At 69.3% G+C, this 13,410-nt stretch carries 15 protein-coding genes; 4 read left to right on the top strand and 11 right to left on the bottom strand.

Going from position 1 to position 13,410, the window contains the following annotated elements:
• Window positions 1-38: 38 nt before the first annotated feature.
• From ACIBO2_RS12415 to ACIBO2_RS12400, 4 genes are all read right to left on the bottom strand, one after another.
• Window positions 39-1,172 carry an FAD-binding oxidoreductase gene (locus ACIBO2_RS12415; RefSeq protein WP_358544680.1) on the bottom strand — a complete coding sequence of 378 codons (1,134 nt, stop codon included), beginning with the start codon at window positions 1,170-1,172 and terminating at the stop codon, window positions 39-41.
• A gap of 68 nt (window positions 1,173-1,240) precedes the next feature.
• Window positions 1,241-2,005: an amino acid ABC transporter ATP-binding protein gene (locus ACIBO2_RS12410; protein ID WP_358544682.1), complete on the bottom strand. Its 765-nt coding sequence runs from the start codon at window positions 2,003-2,005 to the stop codon at window positions 1,241-1,243.
• Window positions 2,002-2,853 (bottom strand): amino acid ABC transporter permease, encoded by an 852-nt coding sequence (locus ACIBO2_RS12405; RefSeq protein ID WP_358544684.1) that lies wholly within the window; start codon window positions 2,851-2,853, stop codon window positions 2,002-2,004. Before ACIBO2_RS12405 ends, ACIBO2_RS12410 begins: the two co-directional genes overlap by 4 nt.
• The gene (locus ACIBO2_RS12400) at window positions 2,850-3,737 is read right to left on the bottom strand and encodes an ABC transporter substrate-binding protein (RefSeq protein ID WP_358544686.1); all 888 of its coding nucleotides are present in this window, start codon (window positions 3,735-3,737) and stop codon (window positions 2,850-2,852) included. Before ACIBO2_RS12400 ends, ACIBO2_RS12405 begins: the two co-directional genes overlap by 4 nt.
• Window positions 3,738-3,966: 229 nt before the next feature.
• Here ACIBO2_RS12400 and ACIBO2_RS12395 point away from each other — a divergent pair, with 229 nt between their 5' ends.
• Complete coding sequence (locus ACIBO2_RS12395; protein WP_358544688.1) at window positions 3,967-4,893, top strand: LysR family transcriptional regulator; 927 nt, start codon at window positions 3,967-3,969, stop codon at window positions 4,891-4,893.
• Between the two features lie 36 nt (window positions 4,894-4,929).
• Here ACIBO2_RS12395 and ACIBO2_RS12390 read toward each other — a convergent pair whose 3' ends face one another.
• The 5 genes from ACIBO2_RS12390 to ACIBO2_RS12370 all read right to left on the bottom strand — a co-directional run bounded on the left by ACIBO2_RS12390 (window position 4,930) and on the right by ACIBO2_RS12370 (window position 9,111).
• The gene (locus tag ACIBO2_RS12390) at window positions 4,930-5,265 is read right to left on the bottom strand and encodes a hypothetical protein (RefSeq protein ID WP_358544690.1); all 336 of its coding nucleotides are present in this window, start codon (window positions 5,263-5,265) and stop codon (window positions 4,930-4,932) included.
• Window positions 5,266-5,304: 39 nt separating this feature from the next.
• Entirely contained in the window at window positions 5,305-6,204 is a 900-nt protein-coding gene (locus ACIBO2_RS12385; protein ID WP_358544692.1) for an ADP-ribosylglycohydrolase family protein, read from the bottom strand.
• Window positions 6,205-6,422: 218 nt separating this feature from the next.
• A complete protein-coding gene (locus ACIBO2_RS12380) occupies window positions 6,423-6,623 on the bottom strand; it encodes a ferredoxin (RefSeq protein ID WP_358544694.1) in 201 nt (66 codons plus the stop codon).
• Window positions 6,624-6,652: 29 nt separating this feature from the next.
• Window positions 6,653-7,867, bottom strand: a complete 1,215-nt coding sequence (locus tag ACIBO2_RS12375; protein WP_397296895.1) for a cytochrome P450 — start codon at window positions 7,865-7,867, stop codon at window positions 6,653-6,655.
• Window positions 7,868-7,941: 74 nt separating this feature from the next.
• The gene (locus ACIBO2_RS12370; protein WP_397296892.1) at window positions 7,942-9,111 is read right to left on the bottom strand and encodes an NAD(P)/FAD-dependent oxidoreductase; all 1,170 of its coding nucleotides are present in this window, start codon (window positions 9,109-9,111) and stop codon (window positions 7,942-7,944) included.
• Window positions 9,112-9,244: 133 nt separating this feature from the next.
• On the opposite strand from ACIBO2_RS12370, the gene ACIBO2_RS12365 reads away from it, so the two are divergent.
• Window positions 9,245-9,862: a TetR/AcrR family transcriptional regulator gene (locus ACIBO2_RS12365; RefSeq protein ID WP_397296889.1), complete on the top strand. Its 618-nt coding sequence runs from the start codon at window positions 9,245-9,247 to the stop codon at window positions 9,860-9,862.
• A 125-nt stretch (window positions 9,863-9,987) separates the two neighbouring features.
• Window positions 9,988-10,365 (top strand): SDR family NAD(P)-dependent oxidoreductase, encoded by a 378-nt coding sequence (locus ACIBO2_RS12360; RefSeq protein ID WP_397296886.1) that lies wholly within the window; start codon window positions 9,988-9,990, stop codon window positions 10,363-10,365.
• 62 nt (window positions 10,366-10,427) lie between these two features.
• On the opposite strand, the gene ACIBO2_RS12355 is transcribed toward ACIBO2_RS12360, so the two are convergent.
• Window positions 10,428-11,390, bottom strand: coding sequence for an ankyrin repeat domain-containing protein (locus ACIBO2_RS12355; protein ID WP_397296883.1), 963 nt, complete (start codon window positions 11,388-11,390; stop codon window positions 10,428-10,430).
• Window positions 11,391-11,465: 75 nt separating this feature from the next.
• On the bottom strand, window positions 11,466-12,617 hold the full coding sequence (locus tag ACIBO2_RS12350; RefSeq protein ID WP_397296880.1) for an FAD-dependent oxidoreductase: 1,152 nt from the start codon (window positions 12,615-12,617) through the stop codon (window positions 11,466-11,468).
• A 127-nt stretch (window positions 12,618-12,744) separates the two neighbouring features.
• On the opposite strand from ACIBO2_RS12350, the gene ACIBO2_RS12345 reads away from it, so the two are divergent.
• Window positions 12,745-13,389, top strand: a complete 645-nt coding sequence (locus ACIBO2_RS12345) for a TetR/AcrR family transcriptional regulator (RefSeq protein WP_397296877.1) — start codon at window positions 12,745-12,747, stop codon at window positions 13,387-13,389.
• Window positions 13,390-13,410: the final 21 nt, after the last annotated feature.

The raw sequence follows: 13,410 nt of genomic DNA, 5'->3' as shown, positions 1-13,410 counted from the left end.
ACCAATGGAACGCGGCAATCCATCGGATGACTTGGCGGTCAGGAAGTGGTCATGAGGGTCAGGCTTTCGTCCTCCACGGAAGCCGCGATGTCACGGGTGACGCGGTATCGGGCCAGGTCGGGGCCGTCGCCGTGGGTGATCTCCTGAGCCACGAGGCGGCCGAGCTCGGGCGCCAGGTTGACGCCGCTGTGGGTGACCAGGTGATAGAGACCGGGGACGTCGGGGTGGGTGCCCGCCAGCGGTAGACCATCCGTCGGCACCGGCCGGACGCCGAGACGGACCCCGGCCAGGCGGGCGCCGCGCAGCGCGGGAAGGATGCGCTGGCCGCTGGCGTGCAGCCGTTCCGCCAGGGCGTCGTCACCCTGGCCGGGCAGCAGCGCGTCGACCGGCCAGGAGATGGAGCAGATCCGGTCCCCGGGGGCGGGGCGCAGGTCCACCTGGGGCGTGGCCAGGATCGCGCCGAGCCGGAGACCGGGGATGGGAGTGCTCTCTCCGACCAGCCCGGGGATCCGGGTCATGGGGAGGTCGGTGCCGGCGAGCGCCGCGACGCGGTCGGCGTCCGGGCCGGTGCAGTTGACCACCCAGTCGGCCTCCCAGCGTCGCGTGCCGGTCTCGACGCCGGTGACGGTGTCGCCGCTGCGGATCAGCGCCTCTGCCCGCAGACCGTACCTGATGTCGGCGCCGAGCGTGGCGGCGCGATCGAGCAGGCGTTGGACGAAGAGCGGGGCGTCGTACCACGCGCTCTGGTCGTGCACGACGAGCTCACTCGCCGTGCACGCCGCGGGGTCGACGTCGGGGGCGAGTTCGCGCAGCTCGGACGGGTCGGCGATGCGGCAGGCATGCCCCCAGGACTTGAGGCGGACGGCCCGCTCCCTGAGGCTGCGCCGGCTCTCCTCGCTGTCACCCCACTGGATGGCGGGCATGGGGTGCCGCCACGACGGGCCCCCGAGCTCCTCGGCCAGCGTGGTGTGCAGGGCGGAGCTGGCGCGGTTCAGGTCGTAGTAGGTGCGCGGGGTCTTCAGATGGGTGACGTCCATGGAGAAGGTCGCGCTGGAGGTCCCCGCGGCTGGGCCGCCGGCCTCGATGACGACGACCTGGGCCCCTGCGACGGCCAGATGGTAGGCGACGGAGGCACCGAGCACTCCGGCACCGAGAACGATGACGCGGGACACGTGGATATCTTTCCTTCGGAGTCTTCGGGGGCTTCAGGGTCTCTTCGAGGTCTTCGAGGTCTTCGAGGTCAGAGGACCTTGCTGAGGAATGCCCGGGTGCGCTCGTGCCGGGGCTCGCCGAGCACGGCGCTGGGCGGCCCGGATTCGACGACGACCCCGTCGTCCATGAAGACGATGGTGTCGCACACCTCGCGGGCGAATCCCATCTCGTGGGTGACGATGATCATCGTCATGCCGTCCTCTTTCACCAGGTCGCGCATGACGTCCAGGACCTCGCCCACAAGCTCGGGGTCGAGGGCCGAGGTCGGCTCGTCGAACAGCATGAGACCGGGCCGCATCGCCAGGGCGCGGGCGATGGCGACGCGCTGCTGCTGGCCGCCGGACAGCTGGTCGGGGCGGCTGTGCGCCTTGTCGGCCAGTCCCACCCTGGTCAGCAGGGCGTGGGCGCGCTCGCGTACCTCGGCCTTCGGCTCCTTCTTGACCATGATCGGCGCCGTCATGATGTTCTCTAGCGCGGTCATGTGCGGGAAGAGGTTGAAGCGCTGGAAGACCATTCCGATGTCCACCCGCTGGGCGGCGATCGCCTTGTCGGGCAGCTCGTAGACCTTGCCCTCACGCTCCTCGTAGCCGATCAGGCGCTCGCGGAAGTAGAGGCGGCCGGCGTCGATGCGTTCGAGGTGGTTGACGCAGCGCAGGAAGGTGGACTTGCCGGACCCCGAGGGGCCGATCACGGCCAGCACCTCTCCCTCCGCGACCTCCAGGTCGATGCCTTTGAGCACGTCGACCGTTCCGTAACGCTTGTACACGCCTTCCGCGCGGACCAGGGTCTTCATCGGCTGAACCGCCGTTCGATGTAGTGCTGCCCGGCGTTCAGGACGGTCGTGGCCACGAGGTACCAGAAGCACGCCACCGTGAGCAGGGCGACCTGCTGGAAGTTCCTGGAGTAGATGCCCTGGATCGAGGTCAGGAGCTCTGGTACGGCGATGGCGAAGACGAGGGAGGTGGTCTTGAGCATGGAGACCACCTGGTTGCCCGTCGGCGGGATGATGACCCGCATCGCCTGCGGAAGAATGATCTTGCGCAGGGTCTGGAAGCGGGTCAGCCCCAGGGCGTGGGCCGCCTCCGTCTGACCGGAGTCGACGGAGGTGATGCCCGCTCGTACGATCTCGCCCATGTAGGCCGCCTCGTGCAGGCCGAGGCCCAGCACCGCGGCGGTGAGCTGGGTGATGATCATGTTGGTGTCGAACTCGACGAACGTCGGTCCCCAGGGCACGCCGAGCCCGATCGTCGGCACCACTGCGGACAGGAAGTACCAGAACAACAGCTGCACCAGCAGTGGCACACCGCGGAAGATCCAGATGTAGAACCCGCTCAGCGCCGACAACAAGGGGTTGGGTGACATGCGCAGCACCGCGAGGACGATGCCGCCCGCGACGCCGACGACCATGGCGAGCACCGTGAGCAGCAGTGTGGTGCCGAGCCCGGTCAGTACCGCCGGGGAGAAGAGGTACTCCCCGACGACCTTCCACTCCATGCGCGGGTTGGCCACCCACCCCTGCAGCAGGAAGATCGCCAGGAAGCCGAGGACGCCCGCGCCCACCCAACGCCCCGGATGACGGAGCGGGACGGCCTGGATCCGCGTCCGCGAATCCGGGCCCGCCGTCTGCCGGGTCGTGGTCACGACTCGCCGCCGTTGATCACCGCTTTGTCGAGGGCGCCCGACGCCATCTCCCACTTGGCGAGGATCTTGGCGTAGGAGCCGTTGTCCATCAGCTTCTGCAGTGCCTGCTGTACGGCCTTGGTCAGGTTCTGGTCCTCTTTGTTGACGAGGATCCCGTAGGGGAGGAAGCGGTAAGGCTGCCCCACCTGCTTCATCCGGCCACTGGACTGGGCGGCCTGGTAGGTGATGGTGGGGGTGCCGCCGATGAAGGCGTTGGCCCGGCCGGTGGAGACGGCCTGCAGACAGCCCGCCGTGTCGGGGAACACCAGCACCTTGACCGCCGGCTTGCCCGCTCCCGTGCACTTCGTGTTCTGCTGCTCGGCGTCGTCGGCCTGGGCGGTGCCCTGCTCGACGGCCGCCGTCTTCCCGCAGAGATCTTCGAGGGACTTGATCGCCTGAGCGTCCTTCTCCTGGACCAGGAGCGAGCTGCTGGTCTTGAAGTAGTCGACGAAGGTGACCTTCTCGCGGCGTTCGGGCTTGTCGAGCATCGCCTGGACGGCCAGGTCGTAGCGGCGGGCCTGCACGCCGGCGATGAGGCTGTCGAAGCTGGCCTGGTTGAAGGTGACCTCGACGCCGAGCACCTGGCCGATGGCCTTCATCAGCTCGGGTTCGAGGCCGATGACCGTCTTGTTGTCGGTGTCGAGGTAGACCAGGGGCGGGTAGTTGTGGCCCGCCGCGACGTTGAGCGTGCCACTCTTCTTGATCTTGTCGGGCAGAAGCTCGTGAAGCTCCTGATTCTTCTGCTGCGCTGGCGCGGCTGCCTGGGACGTGCCGCTTCCAGAACAAGCTGTCAGGGACAGGAGTCCCACCAGGCCGAATGCGGCGGCTGCTTGGGTGAACCGCATGGAGCAGGACACCCCCTCTCGGGCGTAGTGACGTTCCGTAAACACCAATATTGGGGGTCCGTTTGGAAACGACAAGGTGAGCGAGCATTCGCATTGGTGCACAGGCTGTTCAGTCGTGCTTATCCTTATACCCGGCTCCACCAGCCAGCCGGCCCAGGTGGTCGGTCGCATCGCCTCTTGTCGGCTCACGGTCTGGTGATGCTAGTCGCCGGACTGTTAAGTTGGCCCGATGCTTACCCCGGGCCAGTTGCAGGCGATCCGTGAAGTGGTCGCCACCGGTTCGCTCAGGACTGCCGCCAAGCGCCTCGGGTTCACCCCGTCGGCCATCTCGCAGCAGGTCTCCTCGCTGGAGCGGAGCCTGGGGGTCCAGCTGTTCGAGCGCCTGCCGCGCAGTATCCGGCCCACAGCGGCGGGGGCCGAGCTGGCCCGCAAGGCCGCCAGGCTGCTGGCCGATCTTGAAGCTGCGGAGGAGGAGATGCGGTCCTTCGCCGCCGCGCACCGGGGCAGGCTGCGGCTCGGCAGCTTCTGGTCCGCCGGGTTCCGGCTGGCGCCCGCCGTACTGGCCGAGTTCCTTCGCGACCACCCCAACGTGGACATCCGCTACGAGGAAGGCGATCCGCACCGGACCATCCCCGCCGTGAACGAGGGACGGCTCGACCTGGCCATGGTCTTCGAGTACGGCATGGTGCCGCACAGCTGGCCGAAGGACCTGAACATGACATTGATCATGGAGGAGCCGCTCTACGTGCTCGTGCCGACCGGTCATCGGCTGGCCGCCCGCAAGCGCATCCAGTTCGGCGAGCTGTCGGCCGAACGCTGGATCTCCTATACCGAGGGGATGGACGCCTCGCTCAACCTGTCGCACATCTGCGCGGCCAGCGGCTTCGACCCCGACGTGCTGTTCCGGACCAACGACTACAACCTGCCCTTCGAGCTCGTACGCAAAGGGCTGGGGGTGGCGATCGTGCCGGAGCTGGCGATGATCGAGTCGCACGACGTGTGCGTGTTCCGGCTCGGCGACACCTCTCACATCCGCCGGGTCTTCACCGTGTGCCGCGCCACCGACCCCAACCCCTTGCTCAGCCACGCGACGAGCATGCTCATCAGCGCCGCCGAATCCCTGCACCGGCGGACGGATCTCCCCGTCGCCGTATGAGCCCGGCCGCTTGGTCAACCGCCCTCAGGGGCCGCTTCAGCCGGCGAACCTCTGCGCGACGTCCCGCGCCCATTGCGCGGCCTTGGCCGCATCGTCGCCCGAGACGGGTGCGCCGGGCATCCGGCTCAGGCGCTCCACCTGCTCGGCGTAGCGCAGGTGCTCCTGATGAGCGTGTTCGCGGCAGGTGAGGCAGGTGACGCTCTCCGGACGCGGCGAGGTCATCGCATAGGGCACCTGGAGTCCGCAACCGGTGGTGACGACGCTCGGTGCGTCGGGCACGCGGCCCAGCATCGACACGATCGCATTGCGGTAGGCGGCACCGGCCTGCATTACCTTCTGCTCGACGTGGATGTGCGGATCGGCCTCGCTCATCTGCGTTCGCGCCTCCGTCCGAGTCGTCCGGGAATCAGCCTAGCGCGCGGACTCACGTGGGGCGCCTGACCAGTCCGGCAGCGGTTCGCAGCTGCTTCTCCACTGCGGCGGCAGTTGAGTGTGCTCGGCGGCCGCGATGATCCCGCCGACGATGGCGCACGTGGTGTCGACATCCCCGCCGGCCGCCGCCGTGGTCCACATGGCCGTCGCGAAGTCGTGGCGTTCGCGAGCCGCCACCCAGAGGGTGAACGGGACCGTGTCGTGCGCGCTGACCTGCCGGCCGTTGCCGAGCATTCGGGCGGCCAGCGTGGGATCGCTGATGGTGAGGAGCTGCCTGGCCTCGGCGATGCCGTCGTGGACCATGCTCGCGGGCACGTGTTCGCTGACCCGATCGAGGAAATGCCCGGCGGACAAGTCGGGCTCTTTTACGGTGACGGCGGTGGCCACGGCGACGGCTATGGCGCCGGCCACCGCTTCGGGATGGGTGTGGGTCACCTGGGCCGACAGGGCGGCCTGTCGTACGACGTGGGTCAGGTCGTCGGCGAGCCAGGCGCCGAGCGGAGCCACGCGCATCGCGGCACCGTTGCCCCACGAGCCCATGCCGTCGAACAGCTCCGCCGAGAGCGTCCGCCAGTCGCCGCCCTCACGCACCAGCCGGAGCATCCGGTTCGTCGCGGGGCCGTAGCCGCGGTCGAAGTCGTGGCGGGCGGCGAAACTCGTGGCGAGCTCGTCCTGGTCGATGGTGCCGTGGTCGGCCAGAACGCGATAGATGGAGCAGGCCATCTCGGTGTCATCCGTCCACTGCCAAGGGCCGGGCGGAAGGAGGCGGGAGGAGAGGGCGTGCCGATTGTCTGGAACGAAGAATTGGGAGCCGAAGGCGTCGCCGAGAGCCAAGCCAAGGAGAGAGGCGGTGCTTCGCGCGAAGAGATGAGCTGACATCACTCCCATTGTGCGGCACTTTCAGCGCCGCCACTCGGGAGAGCGGCGGCGCCGGGCGCGGTACGGCTGGCCCTCGACCAGGTCGAACAGATGATCTTCGGGTGACCGTACCGGCGTTCAAACCGGCGCTCGACGCTTCGGGCCTCCACCCTGGCCGACCGCACCACTGGCGCTTCATCTCCTGACACGCGATCACGGGAGTATGGAGCGCCTCGTGCTCACACCTGCGCCGTCACCTCAATGGCGGCGCCGGGGCAGACGGCGGCGGCCTCTCGGACCGCGCTGTGCTGGTCGGCCGCGGGCTCGGGTTCGAGCAGGATGACGATGCCGTCCTCGTCGCGCTGGTCGAACACCTCCGGCGCGATCAGTACGCACTGCCCGGCGCCGCAGCACTTGTCCTCGTCCACGATGACTTTCATCTTGGAACTCCCCTTCTCGTTGATCAAGATCACCAGCGGACCGGCACCGTACGCAGGCCGCCGACCGCCAGCCCTTCCACGCGCTCCAGCTCCTCCACCGGCACCGCCAGCTCCAGCGTGGGCAGCTTGCGCAGCAACACCTCCAGTACGACCTGCAGCTCGGTGCGGGCCAGCGCCTGACCGAGGCAGGAGTGCGCGCCGGAGCCGAAGGCCAGGTGGGGGTTGGGGCTGCGGGTCAGGTCCATCTGGTCGGCGGCCTCGAAGGCGCTCTCGTCCCGGTTGGCGGCGGCCATGCTGCAGATCACGGTGGTGCCCTTGGGCAGTACGGTGCCGCTGACCTCGGTCTCCTCCTTGAGGTAGCGCGGCAGGCCGAAGCCGGAGTTGGCGTCGAGGCGCAGCGTCTCCTCCACCGTGGAGCGGATCAGCGAGGGCTCGGCCAGCAGGCGCTCCCATCGGGTGCGGTCGGCCAGCAGCATGGAGACCATCTTGCCGATCATGTTGGCGGTGGTCTCGTGACCAGCGACCAGCAGCGCCATGCCGGTGACGAGGATCTGGATCTCGGCCAGCCCACCGTCTTCTGGGCCGCCGGCGGCGATCAGCTCGCTCAGCAGGTCGTCGCCCGGCTTGATGCGCTTGGCGGCGAGATGGTCGGACATGTACTGGAAGAACTCGGCCTGGGCGGCCTCGATCTCCTCCTTGCTGTAGCGGGTGAGGTTGAGCAGCGTGTCGGACCAGTACGAGAACCGGTCCCGGTCCTCGGCGGGCACGCCGAGCATGTCGCAGATGACGTACACCGGCAGCGGGAAGCCCAGGCCCGCCCTGAGGTCGCCGGGGGCGCCGTGCTCGACCATGTCGTCGATCAGGCCCTCGGCGATCCGCGCCATCTGGGGCCGCAGGGCGTTCATGCGCTTGGCGGTGAACCACTTGCCGACCAGGCGCCGCCAGTGCAGGTGCTCCTCCCCGCTGTCGGGGATGATCGCCGCCATGTCGCTGTTGAACAGCCCGCCGTCGTCCGTGGCCGACAGCCGGGCCGCGTCGGGGGCGTTCAGCAGCCGGGTGAAGCGCGGGTCGGCCAGCACTTCCTTGACGTCCTCATAGCGGGTCAGCAGCGTCGCCTGGTCGCCGCTGGGCAGCTTCACGTGCGCCACCGGGCACTTGCCGCGTAGCTCGGCCCACTCCGCGGGCGGGTCCAGCGCAGCGCCGTTGGGGATCGGATAGCTCAGAACCTGCTCGTTGACGCTCATCGGGCATCTCCTCGTGAACGAACGGATGGATGGATGGTGGTCTTCTGGTCATGCGGGGTCGGGCGTGTGGGTTCTCACGCGGGTGTGAGTGGTGGGGCGGGCTGCCAGGTGCCCAAGAGCTGCTGCCGTAGGAGGCGGGCCTGCTTGGGCATGTTCCAGCCGAGTACGCCGATGGCTTGGCCGCCCTCGCGGTAGACGGCGGCGAAACGGTGCTGCTCCGGGTCGCCCTCGGCGATGGTGACCTCGGCCGCCGGTGAGGGCAGGCCGTGGGCCTGGATCTTGATGTCGTACTGGTCGGTCCAGAAGTACGGGATCGGCGTGTACGGGCGGTCGGCGCCGAGGAGGTTGGCCGCCACCAGCTGGGCCTGCTCGGTGGCGTTGGTGCGGTTCTCCAGCCGCAGGCGCCTGCCGAGCCCGGCGTGCTCGAAGGAGGCCACGTCACCGACGGCGTACACGCCCTCGGCGGCGCGGCAGCGCGCGTCGCATTCCACCCCGTCGCCCAGGGTGAGGCCACTGCCGGTCAGCCCGTCGACCGCAACACCAAGTTGGTCGCCTGCGCCGGTCAGCCCGTCGACCGCGACACCGGGCTGGTCGTGGGTGCCGGTCAGTTCGGCGACCGCGACGCCGAGTCGCAGCCGGACCCCGCGCTCGGTGTGGGTACGGGCGAGGAGGCCGCCGACCAGATCGCCGAGCTGCTCGCGCAGCAGCGTTTGACCCATGCCGACCAGGGTGACCTCCAGGCCCATGGCGCGGGCGGTGGCGGCGAGTTCGGCGCCCAGTACGCCCTCACCGACGACCACGAGCCGGGTGCCGGGGGTCAGGCGAGCGCGCAGGGCGAGCGCGTCGTCCAGGCCGCGCAGCACGTGTACGCCCGTCAGCCCGTCCTGGCCAGGCAGCCGGTACGGCGTCAGACCGGTGGCCACGACCACGGCGTCGGCCCGCAATACGCGGCCGGAGGCAGTGGTGACCGCTCGCTCCGCCGCGTCCAGCGCGACGGCGGGCTCGCCCCGGACGAACTCGGCGGCCAGGGCGTCGAGCTGGGCCGCGCTACGGAGCTGGGCGCGGGCCGGTTCCCAGGCGCCGGCCAGGACCTGCTTCGACAGCGGCGGCCGATCGTAGGGGAGGTGGGGCTCGGCGTCCACCAGGGTCAGCCGGCCCTCGTGGCCGAGCCGCCGCAGCGCCTCCGCGGTGCTGAGCCCGGCGGCGGAGGCGCCGACGATCAGTACGTGTCCGGGCGAGGTCACGAGGCGCTGCCCGGGGCGAGGGCCTGAGCTGCACTTATGCACATAAGTCGAGATCCCTTCGTCGTCCCGGTCACACATTAGCCTACAGCTGCAAGGAAACTTGCACCTGTAGGCGTTCGATAGGATGGCGATTGTGGACACCGCAAGAGAGAGCAAGGCCTCATCAGGTGACCGGCGCGTGCGCCGTACCCGGACAGCGCTGGCACGCGCGCTGATCCAGCTGGTCGAGGAGCAGGACCTGTCCCGGATCAGCGTCTCCGACGTCGCCGAAGGCGCCGGCGTGAGCCGCTCGGCCTTCTACGACCACTACCGGGACGTCCACGAGCTGGCCGAGGACGCCTGCACCACGATGATCGACGGCTTGATCGAGTCCTTGCCCGCTCCAGAGCTCGATTCGCCGGACCTAGTGCAGGAGGCGATTCGGTCGCTGGCGGCGTTCTTCGCCAGTCTCGCCGAGCACGCGGGGCTGTATCGCGCGCTGCTGGGGCTGGAGGGCAGCGCGCGCGTCGTCGGCCACATTCGCCACCGCATGGCCACGGTCATCCGTGAACACCTGGTCGCGGCCGACGCCGGGCAGCGGCCGGAGCTCGTCCCGCATGACGTCACGGCCGCGTTCACCGCCGGGGCGCTCCTCGGTGTGGCCGTCGACTGGCTTGAGGGCGGATGCGCCCGCACCCCTGCCGAGATGGCCGAGGTGATCTGGCCGCTCTTGAACGCGCACTACCGCATCAACGAGGGCGGACGGAGATGAGGCCGACGGGCCCGTCGGCTTCTGGACCGCTCAGGTCCAACGAGATGAGGCCGACGGGCCCGCCAGCCTCTGGACCGCTCAGGGCTTACACGCGCACGTTTCCCCCGAAGGAGAGCACCATATAGGTGAACAACGCCGGAATCTTCCCGGCTGTCCCCCCGCTGGAGATGACCGAGGAGACGTGGGACAAGGTGTTCGCGGTGAACGCGCGCGGCGTCTTCGTCGGCGCGCGTGAGGCGGCGCGGCGGATGGCGGCAGCGGGCACGGGCGGTGTCATCGTGAACATCGTCTCGACCGCCGGTTTCCGCGGCAGCGCCCCCGGCCTGGCCGCCTATGTCGGGTCGAAGCACGACCTCCCGCCGACCGACCTCATGCTGAACGGTCCGATCGGGCGGGTCGGCGTGCCTGATGACATCGCGCGCGTCGTCCTGTTCTGCGCGTCGGACCTGTCGACCTTCATGACGGGCAGCACGCTGCTCGCCGACGGCGGCGACACCGCCTGATCCGCCGCGCTACAACGCGGACACCTGCACCGCCCTCGTCGAACGCAACGGTCCGCGCTCGGTCAGTGCCAGTAGTCCCGTTCGGGCAGCCGCAGGTGCGCGTCCGGATCGGTGATCGCGCGGGCGCTGGTCGGGCGCAGGCCCGCGCCGGCGAAGCAGTAGGCCTCGGCGTGGCCGTCGTACAGGTATTTGAGCAGGATCTCCTCGGCCGAGTCATCGCCGGACACGTCGCCCCCGCCCGGGTGACCGTCCCACTCCATGACCTCGCCGTCGCGGTAGACGCTGCCCTGGTTGCCGCTCTTCGGGTTGGCGTACATGCCGTAGGCGACCGTGCCCGCCGACAGCGTCTGCATCACGACGGGAGTCGAGGCCATGTAGCCCCATTGCTGGCTGACGACGCAGCCGCCGGGCACGTCGGTGACGCCGATGAACCGCAGGGCATCCTCCTCGGACGGGTCTTCCATGATCTCTTCCAGCTCTTCCTCGTCGGCGGGTACGGCGGCTAAGCGCTGTATCGCCTCGGCGGCGCTGATGCCGTGCACACACGCCAGGCTGAAACCGTCCCACTCGATGTCGCCCAGCGCGCCGATCAGGCGTTCGGCCTCCGTCGCGGTGGCGGTCTCGGCCTCGGTCAGGCCGGTATGACCCGGCGGGAACGGGAAGAACAGGCCAGGCGTGGGGCCCGCCAGGCTGAGCCGGCCGGGCGACCAGCCGGCCATCATGGGCCGCCATGGGTCCGCGCCGGCGGCGACCAGGGCGAGGGCGTTCTCGGGCTGGTCGTTGAAGACGGCGACCCAGAGCGCGGTGCGGCCCTCGCACTCCGCGTCGACGTCATCGACCCGGCCGGCCAGCTCGGCGACCACCTCCGGCGAACCGCGCTCCGCCGCCGCGTGCAGCGGCCGCTCGAAGAAGTAGTCTCCTTCGTTCGGGTCGGCGCCCGCGTCGAGCCTGGCCTGCACGAGGGCGAGGTCCTTCCAGGAATTCCAGCTGAAATCTGACCATCCTGCGGTTTCCTGCGCCGTCATGACAGCTCCTTCGAGATCACGTACATGGACACGAGCGGGGCCATCATGACGGAGGGCAAGGACAATTTCGGCGCGTCAGCCGGACGCGGCGAACATCTGGGCGGCCATTCGGAGCGAGGCGTCGATGGTGTCGAAACCGCGCGGGAGCATGATGCGCTCGTACGCGGCGGCTGCGTCGATGAGTGACTTGTCGCCGTGTGCGGCGGAGAGCAGCTCGCCGGCCAGGGTCGCGGCGTCCCGCAGTGCGGTGTTCGCGCCGACGCCGCCGGTCGGCGGCATGGTGTGGATGGCGTCGCCGAGAAGGGTGACCGGGCCGGACTCCCACGCGTCGACCCGCTGACCAGCCCGGATCGTGATCGGGAAGAACCTGTCCGAGTCGGCGTACGCGAACAGCTCGCGGAGCGCCGGATGCCAGTCGGCGGTCGCCTTGAGGGTGAGCTTCCACAGGGCCTCCGGCGAGAGCTCGAACAACTCCTCGTCCGGCGTGCCGAGCCGCTCCTCACTCGCGAGCAGGGTGACCATCAGGTAATCCGACGCGCCCTCCGGCCGGGAGCGGAACCGCACCGGCGCGAACCCGGCGCCGCACCCGCTCTCGTCGGAGACCCAGGAGAAACCGTGACTGATGGCCTCCGGGATGAGCGCCTCGGTGGCCTCGGTGAGCGTCAGCCGGCCGTAGACGCATCGGAGGCCGATGTCTTTCACGGTGGCGTCCGGGAGCAACTGGCGGCGTACCGCCGAACTGACGCCGTCCGCGCCGACCAGCAGGTCGCCCTCGTCGTCGCCGCCCTCGGCGAACTCCACGCGTACCCGCCCGGAATCGGTGATCCGGTAGCCGGTCAGCGTCCGCCCGAAGTGGACGGTGTCGCCCAGGCCGGAGAGCAGGCCCTGCCGGAAGGTGTTGCGGTCCACGGCGGTGATCAGGTCGTCGGTGATTCCCGGGAAGGTCCGCGTCATCACCTGCCGCAGCTGGTGGGTGTAGCCGGCCACGACGTCGTCGTTGACCCCGCTGGTGCGGCGGACCAGGTCGAGGGTGTCCGCCGGCAGACAGGTGCGCAGCGCGGCGTTACCGTCCGTGTCGATGTGGATGCGGTAGCCCTGGCTGCGGATCTTCGGTGTGGAGTCCCGCTCGTACACGGCGACGTCCAGGCCGCCGTGACGCAACGCCTGCGCGAGCGCCAGCCCGCCGACGCCGGCGCCCGCGATGAGGATCCGTGGTGAATCTGGCATGTCATTGTCCTTCGCTGTCCAAGGGCTGTCCTCGCCATCGTCAAACGTCCGAAGGACTCTGTCAAGCGTTCATTTGATTAGGTCATAGGAGTGCTTGATATTGCCAGGCATATGTATAGTCCTGCGTGTGTCTCCGTCGTCGAGTCCTCGTAGGTCGCCCAAGCCGCAAGAGCGGCAGCGTGATCCCGAACGCACCCGCAAGCGGATCCTGGACGCGGCATCGGCGGAGTTCGGCGCGCACGGCTACGCGGGCGCCCGGATCAGCGCGATCTCCGCCAGGGCGGGCGTCAACGTGCAGCTGATCTCGTACTACTTCGACGGCAAAGAGGGCCTGTACGAGGCCGTGTCGCAGCAGTGGCAGCAGCGGCGCCGCGAGCTGGCGCCACCGGGCACGCCGCTGCCCGAGCAACTGCGCCGATACGCGATGGAGGCGTTGCACAACCCGGAGGGCACCCGCCTGCTCGCCTGGAACGGCCTGCAGTACACCGGTCCGGACGACGACCCCGACCACGCGCCGCGCACCAGAATGCTCGCCGAGAGCGTAGACGAGCTGCGCGCGCTACAGGCTGCCGGACGGCTTCCAGCTGACGTGGACCCGGCGAGCCTGCTGGTCATGCTGATGGCCGCCGCCATGGCGACCACCACGCTGCCGCATGTCATCGAAGGCGTCTGCGGCACCGATCCGACCTCGCCGGAGTTCATCGCGCACTTCGCCGACCAGGTCGCCGTCCTGGCCCGGCTCATCGGGCTCGACGGCGGTGAGCAGCGGTGAGCAGTAGTGGGGAAATGACCG

This window comes from Nonomuraea sp. NPDC050022, from assembly GCF_044460705.1.
Lineage (GTDB): Bacteria > Actinomycetota > Actinomycetes > Streptosporangiales > Streptosporangiaceae > Nonomuraea.
The sequence above is the reverse complement of the archived record's forward strand: the minus strand, read 5'-3'. Positions and strand labels throughout refer to the sequence as shown.